This window comes from Pseudomonas sp. 06C 126 (genome assembly GCF_001855215.1).
GTDB classification, from domain to species: Bacteria; Pseudomonadota; Gammaproteobacteria; order Pseudomonadales; family Pseudomonadaceae; genus Aquipseudomonas; species Aquipseudomonas proteolytica.
The window spans coordinates 100,115-120,463 of sequence record NZ_MIFU01000140.1; the positions used below are offsets into that span (position 1 = coordinate 100,115).

A 20,349-nucleotide genomic window follows, 5' to 3' on the forward strand; every position below is an offset into this window, starting at 1 on the left:
TAGGCATTGGTTGGGGGGCACCTCTGCGGATGCTGGAATCATTACAGCGCCATCCCTTACGGGACGCCGGGACGGGGTTTGCCGTCACGCCCAAGGCGATCTGTTTCCATATATTGCACCGGCTTTCTGCCGGAAGTCGCGGTGTTACCCTTGAAAAGCCCATTTCAAGGGCATTTCTTACGATTAAGGCAGACTTTTCCTTCCGCACATTTCGCGCCGTTGTAGCGGCCGCGTGGAAATCGGGACAGTGCCAGTACCCTCAAGGAGCCCCTCGCCATGCACGCCATCAGCTTTATCCAGGACTTGGCCGTGATCATGCTCGTGGCGGGGGTGGTGACTATCCTGTTCCATCGTCTCAAGCAGCCGGTCGTCCTGGGGTACATCGTCGCCGGCTTCATCATTGGCCCGCACACGCCGCCCTTCGGGCTGATCCACGATGAGGACACCATCAAGACCCTGGCCGAGCTGGGGGTGATCTTCCTGATGTTCTGCCTGGGCCTGGAGTTCAGCCTGCGCAAGCTGTTCAAGGTGGGTGCCACGGCGTTTATCGCGGCCTTCATGGAAATCATCCTGATGATCTGGATTGGCTACGAAATTGGCCAATGGTTCGACTGGAACACCATGGACTCGCTGTTCCTCGGCGCGATCCTGGCGATTTCCTCGACCACCATCATCGTCAAGGCGCTCAACGACCTGAAGATGAAAAACCAGCGCTTTGCCCAACTGATCTTTGGCGTGCTGATCGTCGAAGACATCCTCGGTATCGGCATCATCGCCTTGTTGTCGAGCATCGCCGTCAGCGGCACGGTCAGCTCCGGCGAGGTGTTTTCCACGGTGGGCAAGCTCTCGCTGTTCATGATCGTGGCCCTGGTGATCGGCATTCTGCTGGTGCCTCGGCTGCTGGCCTACGTGGCCAAATTTGAAAGCAACGAGATGCTGCTGATCACCGTTTTGGGCCTGTGTTTCGGTTTTTGCCTGCTGGTGGTCAAGCTCGAATACAGCATGGTGCTGGGCGCCTTCCTGATCGGCGCGATCATGGCCGAATCCCGGCAGCTGCTGAAAATCGAGCGTCTGATCGAGCCGGTTCGCGACATGTTCAGCGCGATTTTCTTCGTGGCGATCGGCTTGATGATCGACCCGCAGATCCTGCTGCAATACGCCTGGCCGATTGCGGTCATTACCGTAGCCGTGGTGCTGGGCAAGATGCTGTCCTGTGGCCTTGGCGCGTTTATCGCCGGTAATGACGGCCGGACTTCGTTGCGGGTCGGGATGGGCCTGTCACAAATTGGCGAATTTTCTTTCATCATTGCGGCGCTTGGGATGACCTTGCAGGTCACCAGCGACTTTCTTTACCCGGTGGCGGTGGCGGTTTCCGCGATTACCACGCTGCTGACGCCGTACCTGATCCGTGGCGCCGACCCGTTGTCATTGAAGATCGCAGCGGTGATGCCGCAGCGCCTGAGCCGGGTGTTTGGCATGTATGGCGAATGGCTGCGCAGTATTTCGCCCCAAGGCGAGGGCGCGATGCTGGCGTCGATGATCCGCAAGATCATCCTGCAGGTAGGGGTGAACCTGGCACTGGTGGTGGCGATTTTCTTTACCGGTAGTTTCTTCGCGGCACGAATTGGCGGGTATCTGGAAGGCTGGATCAGTGATCCGAGTTGGCAGAAGGCATTGATCTGGGGCGGTGCATTGTTGCTGTCGCTGCCATTTTTGATCGCCGCGTACCGCAAGCTCAAGGCGCTGTCGATGTTGCTGGCGGAGATGAGCGTGAAGCCGGAAATGGCCGGGCGTCATACCCAGCGCGTGCGGCGGGTGATTGCCGAACTGATCCCGATCCTCTCGCTGCTGGTGATCTTCCTGCTATTGGCGGCCTTGTCGGCCAGTATCCTGCCGACCAACAAGCTGCTGGTGTTGATTGCCGTGGTCACGGCTGCGGTGGCCGCAGTGCTCTGGCGCTGGTTCATCCGCATACATACGCGCATGCAAGTGGCCTTGCTGGAGACCCTGGATAACCACAAGGACACCCCGGAGCACTGAGCACCCCCCTCTGGCGAACGACTCACCGTAGGAGCCGTACGCAGGGTTTGTGAGATCAGCTTTCTAGCCAGACGTCCCGCGCCCAGTGCCACACCGATTCCCAGGACTCTTCGGTGACCAGCTCTTCTTCGCCGGACCACAGCACTACCGTGCCGTCTTCTTCGACGCAGTAGTAATCGTCACCGTCCTGGCAGATCGGGATCAGCTCGCGAGGCACGCCGATATCCCAGGCATTGGCCGCGACTTCCGGCAGATAGGTGTGGGACTGTGGGTCGGTGATGGTCACCGGCTCCAGGCTGCCGTACACCACATCGCTGACGGTCAGCAGGAATTCCTTGAACACAAACGGGATGTTGATAAACAGCTGTTCTTCGACTTCCACCAACTGGTCTTCGTCGGGCAGTTCCAGAGGAACCGGTACCGGTTCGTTGGCTTCACGCAATTGTTCGATAACTTCTTCCACGGCCGGGATCCTCATGCTAGATGGCGCGGTTTATAGGGGCGTTTTATACAGTAGCTCGCTATAAGTGCAACCGCGAAATAGAAAACCCGGTGAAGACGGTTAAAACTGCTTTTCCAGCTTTAGGCTGATGCTGTTTTTGTCGTAGGAATAAAGCCAGTCGACATTGCTTACGACCTTGTTGTATTTGACCGTCAGACTGGGCACCACATCCATCACCGCCAGGCGTGGGGCGCGCAGGATAAAGGTGTAGCCCTGTTCATCGTCGCTGCGTCGGTCATCGACGAGGGCGCTGTAGGCATCGTATTGGCGTTTGCGGTATGACGCGAACAGCACAGCGCTGACTCCCACCTCGAAATCCTTGGCGACGCCCAGCCGCACACCTTTTTGCAGGTAAGCCTGGGTGCGATCCCGTGCGTTGCGCTGGCTCAGGTCGACGCCGCCGAACAACGTCCAGCGCTGGGGCAGGGCCTGCCACAGAGTGGCGTAGACCGAGCTGATGCCGCCGTCGAGGTTGCTGTTGAGGTCGTGCTTGTAGGCCATATCCTTGTATTCGCCTTCCAGCTTGAACATGCGCGTAGCCGATAACGTGTGAATCCATTCGCCCCGCAACCCCCAGGCGCTGTACATGGCGTTGTCGGCGATGGTGTTGAACTCATACGATGGCCCGAGGGAGTACTGGTTTTTCGCATCGTGGTAGCTGTAGCCGGCGTTGTTGATAAGGGTGCTTTCGTTGTACTTGCTCTCCTTTTCATACGCCTGGCCGTACAACAGCGAGCGCATGAACACCCCGTGATGACCGCTGAGGGCGATGCGTTTGTTGAGCGTGGCCTCGTAATCCGCGCCGTGGGCAGACACAGCCTTGGGCAGCGAGCGTTGGACCAGAATGGTTTCTTCGGCAGTGACGTAGCGATACGTCACTGTGCTTTCGGGGGACTGATTGAGGTTTTTGCCCCAGGTCGGGCCAATGGCGAAGGAGCCTTGCCAGTCTTCGCGGTGATCCAGGGCCTGCTTGAAACTGTCGACGGTCTTGCCCAGGCCCATGGCCTGCGCGTCGGAGGGGCTGAGGCCACTGCTGATCTGTTGGAATACGGCGTTGGACTCGCCATCCTTGCGGTTCTCGAACAGCACCCGCGCCAGCTCCAGGCGGCCCGGCAGGAAGTCGGACTGTATCGCCAGCAATTGGCGGTAATAATCTTCGGCTTGCTCCAGGTCGCCTTCGGCGCGGGCCAGGCCACCCTTGGCATAGGCGGTGAGCATCGGATCATGGCCGGGCAGGGCGGTGTAGCGTTTGAGATAGTCCCTGGCCTGTGGCCAGTTCTGGCGTGAGAGGGACACGTACACCGCGCGGCCCAATTCATCCAGGTTGTTGCCGACGGTGTAGTCCTGGCCGTCGATGTTCAAGAGTGGCGCGGCGCCGTCGCTGGGCAATTCATCCTTGAGCAACTCGCGCTCTTGCTGATTGGCGCGGTACTCGATGGTCTGGTTCAGGCGCAAGCTGGTGTCCTGGTCGGCAGCAAATAGCGCAGGGGCCATGAACAGCAGCAGGGAAAAGGGTAAAGCGTGGAGCGTGAGGGATCGCTTGCAGTAGGGCTGGGGCATTACCGGGCTCTCGGGATCGCTTCAAAACGCCAAAAGCAAGTGCCTGGGGGCAGGCACTTGCTTGGGTGGTGCTACAACAGGTTCAACCGGCGATTACTTGGCTACGCCACCGAAGGAGATGTCGTAGTCGCGATTGGAGAACGTGGTGATACCGGCCAGCGACGCGGTGGAGCCTGCGCCGAAGAAGCTGCCTTGGGAGGTCCCGGACGAAAGCAGCGCGTTGGTTGCGGTATTACGCGCCTGGGCAGTACCGGCGAAGCCTGCAGTGGCGGTGTCGATGGCGGCGGTTACTTGAACTTTCAGCGTGCTGTTGCTCAGTGAGCCGGTCAAGGTAGGTGCAGCGTTGCCGAACGAGGCGGTCAGGTCGCCAGACAGCATGTTAGCCCCGGAGTAGTTGTTGATGCCCTGTACCGCGTAGGTCACGCTGGCCGTTGGCAGTACGCGGCCAGCGGTATCGCCGGAGTAGTACACGACACGGCTTGGGTCATTGTTGGCACCAGTCTGGGACCACTCTCCGTAGTACACCTGTTGGTTGGCAACTTGTTTGAAATCGAAGTTGCCCAGTGTGGAGTGAGAGGGTGGCATCATCGCGGTAGTAATAGTGGAGACGCCATTGGCATCGGTGGCAGCCATACCTTTCAAACCGCTGAAAGCGACTTTAGTGCCGTTGTAAAAAGCCTTGACGCCAATGGCCGGTTGGCCAGCGGAGCCTGGGTGGTTGGTGGAGCCTGAGCCACTGGAACCGTCAACGACGATCGTGCCATCGTAACTTTGACCAGAAGAAGTGGCTGCTTGAGCAACGCCAGCCAGACCCAGAAGTGCCATTGCCAATACTGTGTAGTTGAAAGATTTCATTTCATCATCCATTGAGTGATTTAAATTAAGTCAACACGTCAAGCGTTTGCCAATTTCTTCTTAGCCTCCCATGCAATACCTCCAGGATTAAAAAGTAGCGGTGAAACCGAGCTTCAAAGTTCGACCCGGCGCAGGCATGGCCGAACGCGTCAGTGGGTCGATGTAATAAAGGTTGCTCAAGTTGGTGCCGGTTAACTCGATGGATGCGTCATCGGTCAACTTGTAGTTCACGTAGGCGTCATAAGTGACGATCTTGTCCCATGACATAGGCGTATTCAGGTAATAACTGACCATGGCGCTGTTGGGGTAGTTGTCATAAAACTTGTTTTCATGTTGGCGGTAATAAATAGCCCGTCCGCCCACTTCCAGCTTTCGATCAAGGAATCGCGCACCCAGACCAAGGTTGGCAGTCCACTCCGGCATTGCCATGCTCACCAGGTATCCGCCTACAAATCCGTCATCCACGCAGTTGGGGGTACTGCCGTCGGTGCTGACGGAGACAGCCGAGTTTTCATCGCAGACTCTGTTTTTCAGGACATGACCAATGCTCATGTCGGTGAAAAACCGTCCATTATCGTAGCGCCCTTGGAACTCCACACCCGAAGTGACCTGCTTTTCCAAGTTGCTGAAGCGCAGTTGTGGGTCGCGTTCGATCACGTTTTTGGTGGTGTTGTAGTAATAGCTCAGCTTGATGTCGGCGGTTTCGCTGCCCCCCCAGCCGGCCAGGTTATGGATGTAGGCGGCTTCATAGTTATGGGCATGCTCAGGCTTGAGGCCCCAGGGATTGACCGAGGAGGAGAAGCCAATGGTGCTTTCAAACATACTCGGGTAACGGATGGCCTCGCTGTAGCGAAGATAGACCCGGCCATTTTCCGAGGTGTAAAACGTGCCAGACAATGAGGGCGTCCAACCGCTGTCTTTCTGATGCTTGGCCGTTATATCTTTCTCGTAGCCTTCACCATTACCGCCTGCGCTGCAGGAAATAATATTTTCGCCTGCATTCAATCCGTTAATGCATGGATTGTTATCGCGTGAATAACCACCTTTGCCATCGCTCGCCCAATCTGCCCGGTGCTGAGTGTCCTGCACACGGGGTGTTTGTTGTTTGATTACGTCAATTATCTCCTGGCGCTCTGATTCCGGAGTATCAAACATATCCCAGAAAACTTTGTTGCTTGCAATTTGTCGATCGATGTCGGCTTGTAACTCGGCGTCGGTCAGTGTCTTTCGCGTGGTGTAATATACGCGACGTCCGGTTTCTTCAAACTGCGTTGTTATTCCGCTCTTATCCTGAGCACTTTTCAAATAATCATCAAATGCCCAATAAGACGAATAACGCATCCCCGCCTCAAACTTGGCGAAGCTCACGGGACGCCAGTCGAACTTGAAGTTGTATTCCTGCTCTTCACGGCGGCCGGCGCGAGGGTACATGCGCAACGTGTCACTGATGATGGGGTCGTAATAGTTGTCGTTCGAGCCCAACTTTTCATGCTGGTAACTACCACCCAGCGTCAGATCGAGGCTGTCGAGCAACTTGAACTTGTTGCTTGCGGTCAGGCCGATACGATCATGCTTGGAGTTGGCCAGGGCGGTATTACGGTACACCGGGTCGGCGAGGGTGGTTTGATTGGGGACGCCGCCGCTGCTGTAGGTATCGCTGCGGGTGTTGGTCATCCACAGGTTGGAATAGAAATCCACCCACGGGTTTCCCTCGGGCTTGAGGTTGTATTCCAGGTTGTAGGCTTTGCTTTGCACATGGCTCAACGGCCACTGCGGCACGCCTTTGTTGGCGGCGTCGTAAGTTGTGCCGGGTTTAAAGAACGAGATCCGTGATGGCAGGATCTCGCCATACAGCGCATCGGTGTCGCGGTAGCCGAACTCCAGGGACTGGTTTTCATCGATCTTGAATTTGGCCTTGCCCAGCCAGGACTCCATCTTGCTGGAGGTGTTGGGGACTTCATCGCCCGGTTTGTAGATGGTCGCGAGGTTGGGAATGTAGTCAAACTGTCCGTTGACTTGCTTTCCACTGGAGTAGAAGTCGCTCTTGTTCTTGCCCGCGTAGTGGTTACCTTTTTCGCGAAAGGCGTAGGCGGCCAGCAGTTCGAATTTTTCCTGGCGGGTGGCCAGTGCCAGGCGGTAGGCGGAGTCATCGCTGGACAGCAGCTTGTTACTGCTGCTGGTGCGTGAGTGTTTGTACAAAGAGTGATCGTAATAGCCCCTGATAGGCGAGTATTCATAGCCGGGGCTGGGCATTTGTCCGGTCATCAGCGTCGGCAGTTTGGGCGACACCGAGTTGTTGCTGCCTTCTATTTTAAGTTCGCCACCATATTCCTGGTCCTGCTTGAGCACGTCGTCGACGTTCAGGGTGCTGGCCACCACCGCGCCGCCGATGCCGCTATAGACGTTGCGCTCCAGGTTCGGGCCCTTTAACACCTTGATGCTACCGATCAGGTTGGGGTCGATGTAGTTGCGGTTGTTGGCGCCCATATAGCCGCGATAAGCGGTGATTGCCTGCTCGGTGCCGTCGATGGTCAGCGGCACGCGCCCCGGGCCCTGGATGCCGCGGATGTTCGGGTCCAGCGCGCCGCTGTTACGCGAATCGCCGCTGTAGACGTTAAGCATGCCCTTGAACATATCGGCGGGGGCCGCGCCTTTGTAGCGTTCGATCTGCTCCTTGCCGGCGTAGACCGTGGAGATGTCCTGGTCGTAGACGTCGTTGTAGCCCTTTTCGTCGCGCGACTGTTTGCCTTCCATGCCGAGCACGTAGGTGGGATGCAGGTCGCCAGGCAGGATGCCGGCCGAGTTCGGCCCGGGTTGCACCTGGATGATCGGGCGGTCGGAAGGGCCGCCGAGGCTGTAGGTGACACCTTGATTGGCCAGCAATGTTTGCAACGCTGCGTCCAGGGACAGGCGACCCTTGACCGGGTTGCCGTAGCTGTTGGTGAAGTCGTTGCTGCCCAGGTAAAGCTCGACACCGGCCTGGCGCGCCAGCAGCACCAAGGCCTGATCCAGGGCCAGGGTAGGCACGTCGAAATTATGTACAGCAGTGGCCGGGGCGTGCGCTGCACTGGCGGCTGGGGCTGCCCGCACCGGGCTGATGGTCGCGGCATCGGCGACCAGCGCAATGGCGGCCAACCGAATTCCCAGGCTCAACCGGGTGCGTTTTGTTGCCCTGCACTTTTTGTTGTTCTCTTGCGTCTGCAAAACCGGCCTCACTAAAGTAAATAAGATTTATTCACATGTAGTAGAAACGGCCCAGCTGCAAAAACGCGATAGATCGTTATGATCTATGTATAGAGTTTTTTATCTTAATTTTTAAGGTTGATCAGTAGATCAGTGTCAATCCAGGCAACTCGACAATCCGCCCATGGGCTTGCGCCACCAGGTGCTTGAGCGCTTCGTCCAGGTTATCCAGGCGCATCACCGCACTGATTTTGACGTTGCGCAGCGCCTCACCTTTGACCAGCACCAGTCCAGGTCGATAGCGATTGATGCGGGCAGTGGCGTCGGCCAGGGACTCACGCTGGAACACCAGCCGTCCTTCCTGCCAACTGGCCAATTCCTCGGGGCTGGTGCTCAGCGGTACAAGGCCCGATTTCGGGCTGAAACGCAGGCTGTTGCCCTGCTCAAGCAATGCCGAGCCGGCTGCCTCATCGCGGCCGTGATCGGTCAGGTTGACCTCGACCCGGTGCTGTAATACGCCCACCCAGCCTTCGCGATCCTTGCCAATGCCCACCAGATAACGGGTGCCGCGTGCCGTGATATCGGCGCCGGGTGCCTGGACGGTGAAGGGGCGACGCTCCTGTTCATTCATCGGCGCAGGTGTGAATACGGCTTCGCCCTGGCTCAAGCGCACGCGCCGGGTCTGGTCGTCGTAGGCCAGGTTGAGAATGCTGTGGCTGCCCAATTGCACCTGGCTGCCATCGGCCAGGGTGATCTGGCGTACTTCGCCAAAGCCGGTGTGATAGTCGCTGTTCAGGGCTTGCACCCAGAAAGGTGGCGCCAACAGCATCCAACAGCCGATTGTCAGTGCGGCCAAGGCGCTGCCGCCGACAACCGGCATGCGCAGCCAGGCAGAACGCGGCGGGCGCTGGGGTTTTACATAACCGGGACGTTGCTTGAGCTGTGCGGTGGCCTGCCACGCACGATTGGCGCGCTCGGCGGCGGCGGCGTGCAATGGATCGGCAGCCAGCCAGTGCTCAAAGGCCTCGAGTTCACGTGCCGAAAGCTGTCCTTGGCGATGGCGCATCACCCAGTCGGCAGCTTTGCGCTCTACCGGGTCGATAGTCTGTGGGGAGGCGTTCACGGTTGGGTCTATTTACCTTTTGGCTCTTTGTCGTACACAAGGCTCAGCCCTCTTGGCCAGGTTCCAGCGCCCGACCAATCCTGGCCAGGGCCATTGCCATGTGTTTTTGTACAGAGCTTGTGGATATCCGTAAATAGCGCGCGGTCTCTTTGTGCGTCATGCCCTCGACACGGCAGAGCATAAATACGTCGCGGGTACGGGCAGGCATGCGCTCAAGCAGGCTTTCCAGGTGTTCCAGTTCGAGTGCGCCGAGTGCCTGTTCTTCAGGGCAACTGGTCTCATCGACCAACGTGGCGAAAAAGGCCGTGGGGTCGTTGTCATAGCGCTTTTCACCAAAGCGGCGGTGATGGTCGATCATCAGGTTGTGCGCCACCCGAAACAGATAGGACGGTGCGCACAGCACGCGTTCCAGGCTCTCCAGCTGGGCGATGCGCAAAAATGTGTCCTGCACCAGGTCGGAGGCCAGGCTGGGGGAGCACTTCTTGCGCAACAGGTAACGATGCAACGCAGGGGCGTGTTGAGTGAACAGTTTTTCCAGCACGGCGGCACTTTCCTATGCTCGGGCAGAACCGGGGAGGGCGAGTATAATGAGAGTCGTTCTCATTAATCCAGTAAAACTCCGCACTGAGTTTTCCGCAGGCAAAAAAACACCCCGGCGGTGCAGGCTCTTGGGAGCGCTGCACCCGACCGGGGCGTTTGTTACAGCAGGCTATGCGCCTTTGCGGATCAGCCGTTCTGGCGGATACCGGCTACCAGCCAAGGCTGGTTTTCGCCTTGCGGACGTTCCATGTTCCAGCTTTCGCTGAACACTTCGCCCTGGTCGAAGCGCGAAGTCTTCGACACACCGCTGAAGGTCAGGGTGGCGATGGTCTTGTCGGCGCGGTCATCCACACCTTCCAGTTGCACACGCAGGTCGTCGATGTAGGTCGACTGGAATGCGTCGCCCAGTTCGGCACGTTCGCGCTTGAGGAACTCCAGCAATTGCGGGGTTACGAACTCGGCGATCTTGTCCATTTCGTTGGCGTCCCAGTGTTGCTGCAGGGACTGGAAGTGGTTGCGGGCCGCTTCGACGAAACGTTCTTCGTTGAACCAGGCTGGCGCGTTGATCACCGGACGAGCGGCAGCAGCAGGTGCCGCCGAGCCGCCGAAGATCGAACCCATGGCAGGCTTTTGCTCGAACACTTCACGCTGCATCGGCGCGCCGGCTGGAGCCAGGTGCTCCTGCTGCTTGCGGCGACGGGCGGCGATAAAGCGGAAGATCACAAAAGCGATGACCGCCATGATCAGGATGTCGAAGATCTGCATGCCCTGGAAGCCGCCGCCCATGAACATGGAAGCGAGCAGGCCACCGGCAGCGATACCGGCCAGAGGGCCCAACCAGCGCGAAGCACCGCCGGCCTTGGCAGCAGCGCCTGCGGCACCGGCTGCACCTGCGGTGGCAGCCGCTCCGCCCATGCCGCCAGCGGCTGGGGCCATTTGGCTGGTCTGATGGCTCGGCGCTGCGCCGGAGCTTTTGCCGCCACCAAAGCGTTTGGCGTTGGCGTCGAGGCTCATCGTCAGGCCGATGCACAACGCCATGGCGATGCTAAGAAAACGTTTCATAAAGGGAATTCCCATTTGTGGATTGCACGCGCGCCATGTTGCACAGGTGTACTGACAGTGGCTAGCGACATAATGTTTCGGGCTTTTGCGTAAGGCCTAATCCGAATGCTCCGTAGGAGGTATTCGTACACGGTGTAGGAGCGAGCTTGCTCGCGAAAAACCCTAAGACACCACGTTCATTCAGGATGCCCGCGTTATCGTTGACGATCTTCGCGAGCAAGCTCGTTTAGACCGCTTCAAGCTTGGCGTAGCCCATCATCAGCCACTTGCTGCCTTCAGCGAAGTTCACCTGCACGCGGGCCTGGGCCCCGGCGCCTTCGAAGTTGAGGATCACCCCTTCGCCAAAGATCGCATGCCTGACCTGCTGGCCAAGGCTGAACGGGGTTTCGGGAATTTCCGAACCGGCAAACATACTGCTGGAATTCTGTTGCTGGCCCCCGCCGAACGGCCGGCTGACGCTGTTGGACAAGCGTACTTCCTGAATCAGCCCCTTCGGCACTTCCCGTACGAAACGCGACACCTTGTTGTAGGTCTCGCTGCCATACAGGCGACGCGTCTCGGCGTAGGTCATCACCAGGTTCTGCATCGCCCGGGTAATGCCAACGTAGGCCAGGCGGCGTTCTTCCTCAAGGCGGCCGGGCTCTTCCAGGCTCATCTTGTGCGGGAACAGCCCTTCTTCCATGCCTACCAGGAACACGTAGGGAAACTCCAGGCCCTTGGCACTGTGCAGCGTCATCAACTGCACGCTGTCTTCGTGTTCGTCGGCCTGGGTATCGCCGGCTTCCAGCGATGCATGGCCGAGGAACGCCGCCAATGGCGACAGGTCGGCATCTTCCTCGCTGTTCTCGAAGGCGCGGGCGGCGCTGACCAGTTCCTCAAGGTTTTCTACCCGAGCCTGTCCTTTCTCGCCTTTTTCCGCTTCGTGATAAGCGATCAGGCCCGACTGCTCGATCACCGTCTGGGTCATCAGGTGCAGAGGCATTTCCAGGCATTTGGCGGCAAGGTTGTCGATCAACTCGACAAACCCGCCCAACGCCCCGGCAGCGCGACCTGTCAGGCCTTTATTGACGATCAGCAGACGCATGGCCTCCCACATCGACACATCGCTGTGCCGTGCGTGTTCGCGGATCGCCTCGACGGTTTTCTCGCCAATGCCCCGGGCCGGTACGTTGATCACCCGCTCCAGCGCCGCATCGTTGCCGCGACCTTCCAGCAGGCGCAGGTAGGCCATGGCGTTCTTGATTTCCGCACGTTCGAAGAAGCGCTGGCCGCCATAGATGCGGTACGGGATGCGCTCGCGCAGCAAGGCCTCCTCGAGTACCCGCGACTGGGCGTTGGAGCGGTACAGAATGGCGATATCGCTACGGGCCAGCCCGGTTTTCAGGGCGCTTTCAATGGTTTCCACCACGTAGCGCGCTTCGTCGTGTTCGTTGAAGGCCGCGTAAAGGTTGATCGCCTCGCCTTCGCCGCCGTCGGTCCACAGCTCCTTGCCCAGGCGCCCGGTGTTATTGGCAATCAATGCGTTGGCGGCCTTGAGGATCCCGGCGGTGGAGCGGTAGTTCTGCTCCAGGCGAATGGTCTCGGCATCCGGGAAGTCGTCGGAATACTGGTAGATGTTCTCGATTTTCGCGCCGCGCCAGCCGTAGATCGACTGATCGTCGTCGCCCACCACCATCAGGCTGTCGCCGCCCTTGGCCAGCAGGCGCAACCAGGCGTACTGCACGGCGTTGGTGTCCTGGAACTCATCCACCAGAATGTGCCGGAAGCGCTTCTGGTAATGGGCCAGCAAACCGGGGTTATCGCGCCACAGGTCGAGGGCCCGCAGCAGCAGCTCGGAGAAGTCGATGACCCCGGCACGCTGGCAGGCCACTTCATAGGCTTCATAGATGCTGCGCATGGTGGCCAGGAACAGGTCGCCACTGGCCTGTATATGTTGCGGGCGCAGGCCTTCGTCTTTCTGGCCGTTGATAAACCATTGGGCCTGGCGCACCGGCCAGCGTTGCTCATCCAGGCCCAGCTCGCGGATCACCCGCTTGACCAGGCGTTGCTGGTCATCGCTGTCGAGAATCTGGAAGGTCTGGGCCAGGCCCGCTTCCTGCCAGTGGGCCCGCAACAAGCGGTGCGCCAGGCCGTGGAAGGTGCCGACCCACATCCCGGCCGGGCTGATGCCCATCAACTGCTCGATGCGGTGGCGCATCTCGGCAGCGGCCTTGTTGGTGAAGGTCACCGACAGGATGGAATGCGGGGACGCGTTCTCGACCTGGATCAACCAGGCGATACGGTGCACCAGCACTCGGGTTTTACCGGAGCCAGCACCGGCCAGGACCAACTGACGGCCAACGGGGGCTGCTACGGCCTGGCGTTGGGCATCGTTGAGGGAGTTCAGCAAAAGGGAGAGATCATCGCGCATCGGCGCATTCTAGGGTGCCGGGGGAAGGGGGGCAAATCCCATTGCCGGATGGTCGGCACAAAAAAACAGCGGCGATCTACAATCGGCAAATAATCGATCCACAGGGATGACCGGTAAGTCATCGCCTGCAGCCCGCGCCCTGTCTTGTTCAGCCCCTCTGGGCCAAAGGTTTGCGCGGGTTTATTCGCGGATTTTTATGATCCAGAGCAGTTTGGTCTGCACGCCTGCTTGTGTATGCTCCGTCGACGTTTCGGGCTCACCATTATAAGAACACTGCCTATGACCCTCAGCACTGACCTGCCTGGACCTTCTCTCGCGCCGGCGCAGGTTGTCCGCAAGCACTACGCCATGGAGATGGCGGTCGAGCGCACGCGTCTGTTGTATCAAGGTTCGTTGCTGCCCACCTTATTGATGCTGGTTAACGGCCTGGTCTGCGCCTGGTTGCTCTGGAGCCCGCAGCGCTATGTGCAAGTCGGTAGTTGGCTGGTGTGGTTGCTGGCCCTCGTGGCGTTGCGCGTGATCCAGGTGGCGGCCTTCGATAGCGCCCTGCCCAGCCGGCAGGCGCAGCCGATCTGGCGACGGATGTTCATGCTGGGCTCGGCAGCCAGTGGCCTGACCCTGGCAAGCGCGGCCATTGCCCTGGTACCACTGGACAGCTTCGTGCAGCAGGCCTGGGTGTTTGGCCTGATTGGCGCGGCCACTTTATCGGCCAGCGTGGCCTACGCAGTGAGCCTGCCGGCGTTTTTGTCGTTTGCCTTGCCCTGCCTGGTCCCCACCATCCTCTATCTCTTCTGCAGCGGCGAACCGCAATTGCAGGGTTGGAGTTACCTGGGCCTGATCCTGCTGGCGTCCTTGAGCCTGGTGGCATGGCAGGTCAATCGCCTGATCCAGCGCGGCTTGCTGCGGCGCTTCCAGAACCAGGCCCTGATCGAGCACCTGCAGCAGGCCCGCCAACGCAGCGAGCAGTTGAATCAGGACCTGGTGCGCGAGGTCGAGCAGCGGCGCCAGGTCGAGCAGGAGTTGCGCGAGGCCCAAATCGGCCTGCAACACCGTGTCGAACAGCGCGGCCAGCAACTGGACGCCGCCAGCCTCGCCCTGAGCAAGAGCGAGGCGCGCCTGGCCATGGCATTGCAGGCCAGTGAACTGGGATTGTGGGACTGGAACCTGCAAACCGATGAAGTCCATCACACCCAGCTCAAGGAACTGTTCGGCCTGGAGCCTGAATACGTCACGGCGATGCTGCGCGACCTCAAGCCTCGCCTGCACCCGGACGACCTGCCACTGCTCAAGCGCGCATTGGTGGAGCACCTGAAAGGTCGCAGCGAGGACTATCAGGTGGAGTACCGCGTGCGCCACGGCGACGGGCGCTGGGTGTGGATCGAAGATCGCGGGCGGGCCGTGGAGCGTACCGCCAGCGGACGCGTGACACGCATGCTCGGTACCCGGCGCGACATCAGCGCCGGCAAGGCGGTGGAGGAGCAGTTGCGGCTGGCGTCCACGGTGTTCGAGGCGGCCAGCGAAGGCATTGTGATCCTGGATCCGGAATATGTGCTGATTGCGGTCAACCAGGCCTTCAGCCGCGTCACCGGCTTTGATATCGACGACATGCTCGGGCGCAACGTCGTGGAATTGCCGTGCAGCCGCGATGCGCGCCGACACTTCCCGGTGATTCGCCAGGCCCTGTTGAGCCACGGCAGTTGGCAGGGTGAACTGGTAGAGGCACGCAAGAACGGCGAACTGTACCCGCAATGGCTACAACTGAGCGTGGTGCGTGATGTTCGGGGAAATGTGAGCCATATCGTGGGCTTCTTCGCTGATTTGTCGGCGCGCCGCGAGTCCGAGGAGCGCATGCGCTACCTCACCCATTACGACGAACTGACGGGGCTGGCCAACCGCTCGCTGTTCCGCGAACGCCTGCGCGAAGCCCATCAACGGGTACGTCAGGGCGGTCGTAGCCTGGCGTTGCTGCATATCAACCTGGACCGCTTCAAGCTGCTCAATGACAGCCTGGGCCATGAAATCGCCGACCAATTGCTGCAGAAAATGGCCCGGCGCCTGATCAACGCCTTACCGGAAGCCGACACCATCGCGCGGTTGTCCGGTGACGAATTCGCGGTGTTGTTCGATGCTTATGGCAGCTTGTCGAGCCTGGCGCGCGTGGCTACCCGGTTGTTGGCCAAACTGCGGGTGCCGGTGGCGGTGGAGGGCCACGAATTGGTGGTCAGCGCCTCAATCGGTGTCAGCCTGTTACCGGATAACGCCCGGGAAATTTCCGCGCTGGTCAGCCAATCGAACATGGCCATGCAGCACGCCAAGCATTTGGGCGGCAATAACTTCCAGTTCTACACCGACAGCCTGCAGGCCAGCACCCTGGAGCGTCTGCAGTTGGAAAACCAACTGCGCAAGGCTATCGATGAGCGCCAATTGAAGGTGTTCTACCAACCCAAGCTGTGCCTGGCCACCGGCAAGATGAACGCCGCCGAGGCGCTGGTGCGTTGGGACCACCCGCAATGGGGCAGTGTGCCGCCCGGTGATTTTATCGGGTTGGCAGAAGAAACCGGGTTGATCGTGCCATTGGGCGAGTTCGTGCTGCGCCAGGCCTGCTGGCAGGCGTGTGAATGGCAGCGCCAAGGCCTGGCGCCGATTCGCGTATCGGTCAACCTGTCGGTGCACCAGTTGCGCCAGGGCAAATTAGTCAGCCTGGTGCGCCAGGTGCTGGACGAAACCGGGCTGGCCCCCCAGTACCTGGAGCTGGAACTCACCGAAAGCCAACTGCTCGACAGCGTCGAGCACATCATCGCCACCTTCCAGCAATTGCGCGACCTGGGGGTGAAACTGGCCATTGACGACTTTGGCACCGGCTATTCGTCCCTCAGTTACCTCAAGCGCATCCCGGTGGATTACGTGAAGATCGACCAGACCTTTATTCGGGGCCTGGGCCAGGGGCGCGAAGACTTGGCGATTACCCGGGCGATCATCGCCATGGCCCACGGCCTGGCACTCAAGGTGGTCGCTGAGGGCGTGGAGGACCAGCAGCAGTTGGATTTCCTGCGCGCCGAAAATTGCGATGAAGTGCAGGGCTATTTGATCAGTCGGCCGATCGAGGCCGAAGGGTTGGCGGATTTGTTACGAAAAAATGCAGATTTTCCTGACTGCCAGTGAGGCGCCATCGGGTGCTACATGGCATATGCCCGCTGATTCAGGGGGCAGTAGGGCGATTTAGTGATGCATCGAACGGGCAAATCAACAATTCTTGTAGTATAACTACAAGCTTGCTACATCCCTGGCGTCTGCCAATAACAAGAGTCCTGCCCTTTGAACCTGTTGCAACATATCGCCCAGTCGCGCCACCTGTTACGCAAATCGGAACTCAAGGTTGCCGATCACGTGCTGCTTGACCCTGCGGCCGTGATGCACAGTTCCATGGCTGACCTGGCCCACAGCGTAGGCATCAGCGAGCCGACCATCGTGCGCTTCTGCCGCGCCATCGGTTGCTCGGGGTTCCAGGACTTGAAGCTGAAGCTGGCCCAGAGCCTGGCGGCCGGTGCCAGCTTCGGCCAGTTCGCGATTCACGAAGACGACTCCGTCGCCGACTACAGCCTGAAAATTTTCGACACCACCCTGCACACCCTGATGGAAGTGCGGGAGAAGCTCGACCCGATCGAGCTGCAAAAAGCCGTGACCGCCATGTCCCAGGCCCAGCGTGTGGAGTTCTACGGCTTTGGTGCGTCCGGCGCGGTGGCGGCGGATGCCCAGCACAAATTCTTCCGTTTGCTGCTGACAGCGGCGGCCTACAGCGACCCGCATATGCAGGCAATGTCGGCGGTGACGTTGAAGCCCACCGACGTGGCGATCTGTATTTCCCAGTCGGGTCGTTCCAAGGATTTGCTGATCACCGCCAACCTGGTGCGTGAAAGCGGCGCTTCGTTGATCACCCTGTGCCCGAGCCAGACGCCCTTGGCGGAACTGTCCACGGTCAACCTGGCGATCGATGTACACGAAGACACCGAAATCTACACCCCGCTGACCTCGCGTATCGCCCACCTGGTGGTGATCGACGTGCTGGCGATGGGCGTGGCAATGGCGCGTGGCCCGAGCCTGGTCAACCACCTCAAGAGCGTCAAGCGCAGCTTGCGCAGCCTGCGGTTGTCACCCAAGTCCGTCAAAGCCCTCGACGACTGACTCGACCCCCTGGCAAACAGGCTTGCTGTGACAAGCCCGCTCGCCACAACAAACCTTTTCATCACAGTAAGCCCGCTCACCACAGGTCAGTATTCATCGTCCTGTAACCCCCGCGCCGCCAAACCGTCATCCCCCGTGCCCATCCTGAACTCCCCGTACTCGCATTGGGAGACTCGAAATGGCCCGGCACTACGAAGACAGCACCAGCACCGTCAAGACCCGTCGTCAGCAGGAAGACCAGCGCCGCATGGCGTTCCGGCGTGCAATTGAAGATCGCTGCGAGCAGCGTCAACTGCTGCAGAGCATCAGTGACTACCCGGAGTTGCACTGGCAGGCACCCGCGGCTGCCCAGCGAAGCGTTCAGCCAGCGCGCTGATCTGCACCCGCTCGCCGCGGATAAAGCCCAGGAACGCATGGGCCACCGGTGACAGGCGTTTGGCCTTGGCCTGCACCAGGCACCAACTGCGGTACAGCGGCAGCTCTTCCACCGGCAGCTCCTTGAGCCCGCCGGTGGCCAGTTCCAGGTTCAGGGCGTGGCGTGTCAAAAGCGCCACGCCCAACCCCGCCACCACGCACTCGCGCTGTGCCTCGGCCGAGGCCACTTCCACCGTCTGGGTGAAGTGCACGCGCTTTTCCTTGAAGTATTCCTCGCAGGCCAAACGCGTCCCGGAGCCGGGTTCGCGCAGCAACAGGGTGTAAGGCTCCAGGTCTTGCAGGCGCAGCGGCCCTTGCAGGCTCAGCGGATGGTCCGGTGGGGCCACCGCCACAATCGGGTTATTGAGAAACGGCAGGAATTCCAGGCCCATGTCCTGAGGCACCATGGACATGATCACCAGGTCGTCACGGTTGTCCGACAGCCGGCGGATCACCTGGGCGCGGTTGACCACTGTCAGGTGCAACTGCACCTCCGGGTGCTGGCGCTTGAAGGCGGCGAACAAGTGCGGCACGAAGTATTTGGCGCTGGACTCCACCGCCAGCTTCAATTGCCCCTGCAGCGAGCCCTGCATGTCCGAGAGCTGCATATCGAGGTTTTCCAGGCGCCCGAAAATGTCCCGGCTGGCCCGTTGCAGGGCTTCGGCCGCTTCGGTCATGTAGAGCTTTTTGCCCACGTAGTCGAACAGCGGCTGGCCGACCAGCTCTTCGAGCTGGCGAATTTGCAGGCTGACCGCCGGTTGAGTGAGGGACATTTCTTCAGCTGCGCGGCTGTAGGAACGCAAATCGCAGACCTCATTAAAGATCTGCAATTGACGTAATGTCATACGCATCAATGACTTACGCATAATTAAAAAGGGCTCGCCGGGGTCTGTGCGCTCAACTATAAGTCTTTACTTATACACAACCCAATAATTATTGATTTTTGTTAATCCCTAAGTGCGCATAGTGTGTATCTCGCGACTGGCTTGAAACATTTGGTCACGCGCCGACCTGGTCTAGCAGGTCGATGAATGCAGCAATCGGCTCAAGGGAAATTCCAAGTGATAACAAAGATCCTGATCGCCAACCGTGGTGAGATTGCCGTCCGCATCGTGCGGGCCTGTGCCGAAATGGGTATCCGTTCAGTGGCGGTCTATTCCGACGCAGACCGGCATGCCTTGCACGTCAAGCGCGCCGACGAGGCCCACAGCATTGGCGCCGAGCCCCTGGCCGGCTACCTGAACCCGCGCAAGCTGGTGAACCTGGCGGTGGAAACCGGCTGCGACGCATTGCACCCCGGCTACGGCTTCCTGTCGGAAAACGCCGAACTGGCGGATATCTGCGCCGAACGCGGTATCAAATTCATTGGTCCATCGGCCGAAGTGATTCGCCGCATGGGCGACAAGACCGAAGCGCGCCGCAGCATGATCAAGGCGGGTGTGCCGGTCACCCCCGGCACCGAAGGCAACGTTGCCGACATCGCCGAAGCACTGACCGAAGGTGACCGCATCGGCTACCCGGTGATGCTCAAGGCCACCTCCGGTGGTGGCGGGCGCGGCATTCGTCGCTGCAACAGCCGTGAAGAACTCGAACAAGCCTTCCCCCGCGTGATCTCCGAGGCCACCAAGGCCTTCGGCTCGGCGGAAGTGTTCCTGGAAAAATGCATCGTCAATCCCAAGCACATCGAGGCGCAGATCCTCGGCGACAGTTTTGGCAACGTGGTGCATCTGTTCGAGCGCGACTGCTCGATCCAGCGCCGTAACCAGAAACTCATCGAAATTGCCCCAAGCCCGCAACTGACCCCCGAGCAGCGCGCCTATATCGGCGACCTGTCGGTGCGCGCGGCCAAGGCCGTGGGTTACGAGAACGCCGGCACCGTGGAGTTCCTGCTCGCCGAGGGCGAGGTGTACTTCATGGAGATGAACACCCGGGTGCAGGTAGAACACACCATCACCGAAGAAATCACCGGGATCGACATCGTCCGCGAGCAGATCCGCATCGCGTCCGGCCTGCCGCTGTCGGTAAAACAGGAAGATATCCAGCACCGTGGCTTTGCGTTGCAGTTCCGCATCAACGCCGAAGACCCGAAGAACAACTTTTTGCCCAGCTTCGGCAAGATCACCCGTTACTACGCCCCCGGCGGCCCGGGTGTGCGGACCGATACGGCGATCTACACCGGCTACACCATCCCACCGTTCTACGACTCCATGTGCCTGAAACTGGTGGTGTGGGCGCTGACCTGGGAAGAAGCCATGGACCGCGGCCTGCGTGCCCTGGACGACATGCGCCTGCAAGGCGTGAAGACCACCGCCGCCTACTACCAGGAAATCCTGCGCAATCCGGAATTCCGCAGCGGCCAGTTCAACACCAGTTTTGTGGAAAGCCACCCTGAGCTGACCAACTACTCGATCAAGCGCAAACCCGAAGAGCTGGCCCTGGCCATCGCCGCCGCCATCGCCGCCCACGCAGGCCTGTGAG

At 59.7% G+C, this 20,349-nt stretch carries 14 protein-coding genes; 5 read left to right on the forward strand and 9 right to left on the reverse strand.

The window, feature by feature from the left end; genetic code table 11:
• Positions 1-276 precede the first annotated feature (276 nt).
• Positions 277-2,040, forward strand: a complete 1,764-nt coding sequence (locus tag BHC62_RS25755) for a cation:proton antiporter (protein WP_029290060.1) — start codon at positions 277-279, stop codon at positions 2,038-2,040.
• Between the two features lie 55 nt (positions 2,041-2,095).
• Here BHC62_RS25755 and BHC62_RS25760 read toward each other — a convergent pair whose 3' ends face one another.
• The 8 genes from BHC62_RS25760 to uvrD all read right to left on the reverse strand — a co-directional run bounded on the left by BHC62_RS25760 (position 2,096) and on the right by uvrD (position 13,275).
• The gene (locus tag BHC62_RS25760) at positions 2,096-2,503 is read right to left on the reverse strand and encodes an SMI1/KNR4 family protein (RefSeq protein WP_029290059.1); all 408 of its coding nucleotides are present in this window, start codon (positions 2,501-2,503) and stop codon (positions 2,096-2,098) included.
• Between the two features lie 99 nt (positions 2,504-2,602).
• Complete coding sequence (locus BHC62_RS25765; protein ID WP_083335489.1) at positions 2,603-4,102, reverse strand: surface lipoprotein assembly modifier; 1,500 nt, start codon at positions 4,100-4,102, stop codon at positions 2,603-2,605.
• Between the two features lie 93 nt (positions 4,103-4,195).
• Positions 4,196-4,957, reverse strand: a complete 762-nt coding sequence (locus BHC62_RS25770) for a Slam-dependent surface lipoprotein (protein WP_029290056.1) — start codon at positions 4,955-4,957, stop codon at positions 4,196-4,198.
• An 87-nt stretch (positions 4,958-5,044) separates the two neighbouring features.
• On the reverse strand, positions 5,045-8,092 hold the full coding sequence (locus BHC62_RS25775) for a TonB-dependent receptor domain-containing protein (protein WP_256324424.1): 3,048 nt from the start codon (positions 8,090-8,092) through the stop codon (positions 5,045-5,047).
• Between the two features lie 190 nt (positions 8,093-8,282).
• A complete protein-coding gene (locus tag BHC62_RS25780) occupies positions 8,283-9,263 on the reverse strand; it encodes a FecR domain-containing protein (protein ID WP_224791155.1) in 981 nt (326 codons plus the stop codon).
• 43 nt (positions 9,264-9,306) lie between these two features.
• Entirely contained in the window at positions 9,307-9,804 is a 498-nt protein-coding gene (locus BHC62_RS25785) for an RNA polymerase sigma factor (RefSeq protein ID WP_029290050.1), read from the reverse strand.
• 185 nt (positions 9,805-9,989) lie between these two features.
• The gene (locus tag BHC62_RS25790; RefSeq protein ID WP_029290048.1) at positions 9,990-10,865 is read right to left on the reverse strand and encodes a Tim44 domain-containing protein; all 876 of its coding nucleotides are present in this window, start codon (positions 10,863-10,865) and stop codon (positions 9,990-9,992) included.
• A gap of 226 nt (positions 10,866-11,091) precedes the next feature.
• Positions 11,092-13,275, reverse strand: a complete 2,184-nt coding sequence (gene uvrD / locus BHC62_RS25795) for a DNA helicase II (RefSeq protein ID WP_029290045.1) — start codon at positions 13,273-13,275, stop codon at positions 11,092-11,094.
• A 279-nt stretch (positions 13,276-13,554) separates the two neighbouring features.
• On the opposite strand from uvrD, the gene BHC62_RS25800 reads away from it, so the two are divergent.
• The 3 genes from BHC62_RS25800 (at position 13,555) to BHC62_RS29155 (ending at position 17,833) form a co-directional block, all read left to right on the forward strand.
• Positions 13,555-16,437, forward strand: a complete 2,883-nt coding sequence (locus BHC62_RS25800; RefSeq protein WP_070996656.1) for an EAL domain-containing protein — start codon at positions 13,555-13,557, stop codon at positions 16,435-16,437.
• 153 nt (positions 16,438-16,590) lie between these two features.
• Positions 16,591-17,457, forward strand: coding sequence for a transcriptional regulator HexR (gene hexR / locus BHC62_RS25805; protein ID WP_029290040.1), 867 nt, complete (start codon positions 16,591-16,593; stop codon positions 17,455-17,457).
• A gap of 178 nt (positions 17,458-17,635) precedes the next feature.
• Entirely contained in the window at positions 17,636-17,833 is a 198-nt protein-coding gene (locus BHC62_RS29155) for a PA3496 family putative envelope integrity protein (protein ID WP_071610068.1), read from the forward strand.
• Here BHC62_RS29155 and BHC62_RS25810 read toward each other — a convergent pair.
• Positions 17,763-18,737, reverse strand: a complete 975-nt coding sequence (locus BHC62_RS25810) for a LysR family transcriptional regulator (RefSeq protein ID WP_070996657.1) — start codon at positions 18,735-18,737, stop codon at positions 17,763-17,765. The genes BHC62_RS29155 and BHC62_RS25810 overlap by 71 nt on opposite strands.
• Before the next feature lie 195 nt (positions 18,738-18,932).
• Between BHC62_RS25810 and BHC62_RS25815 the strand changes: the two genes are divergently transcribed.
• A complete protein-coding gene (locus tag BHC62_RS25815; RefSeq protein ID WP_029290035.1) occupies positions 18,933-20,348 on the forward strand; it encodes an acetyl-CoA carboxylase biotin carboxylase subunit in 1,416 nt (471 codons plus the stop codon).
• The last annotated feature ends 1 nt before the right edge of the window (position 20,349 follow it).

Coding starts and splice junctions, on each gene's coding strand:
- BHC62_RS25800 (WP_070996656.1), top strand. CDS start 13,555: ATGACCCTCAGCACTGACCTGCCTGGACCTTCTCTCGCGCCGGCGCAG.
- BHC62_RS25765 (WP_083335489.1), bottom strand. CDS start 4,102: ATGCCCCAGCCCTACTGCAAGCGATCCCTCACGCTCCACGCTTTACCC.
- BHC62_RS29155 (WP_071610068.1), top strand. CDS start 17,636: ATGGCCCGGCACTACGAAGACAGCACCAGCACCGTCAAGACCCGTCGT.
- BHC62_RS25810 (WP_070996657.1), bottom strand. CDS start 18,737: ATGCGTAAGTCATTGATGCGTATGACATTACGTCAATTGCAGATCTTT.
- uvrD (WP_029290045.1), bottom strand. CDS start 13,275: ATGCGCGATGATCTCTCCCTTTTGCTGAACTCCCTCAACGATGCCCAA.
- BHC62_RS25790 (WP_029290048.1), bottom strand. CDS start 10,865: ATGAAACGTTTTCTTAGCATCGCCATGGCGTTGTGCATCGGCCTGACG.
- BHC62_RS25755 (WP_029290060.1), top strand. CDS start 277: ATGCACGCCATCAGCTTTATCCAGGACTTGGCCGTGATCATGCTCGTG.
- BHC62_RS25770 (WP_029290056.1), bottom strand. CDS start 4,957: ATGAAATCTTTCAACTACACAGTATTGGCAATGGCACTTCTGGGTCTG.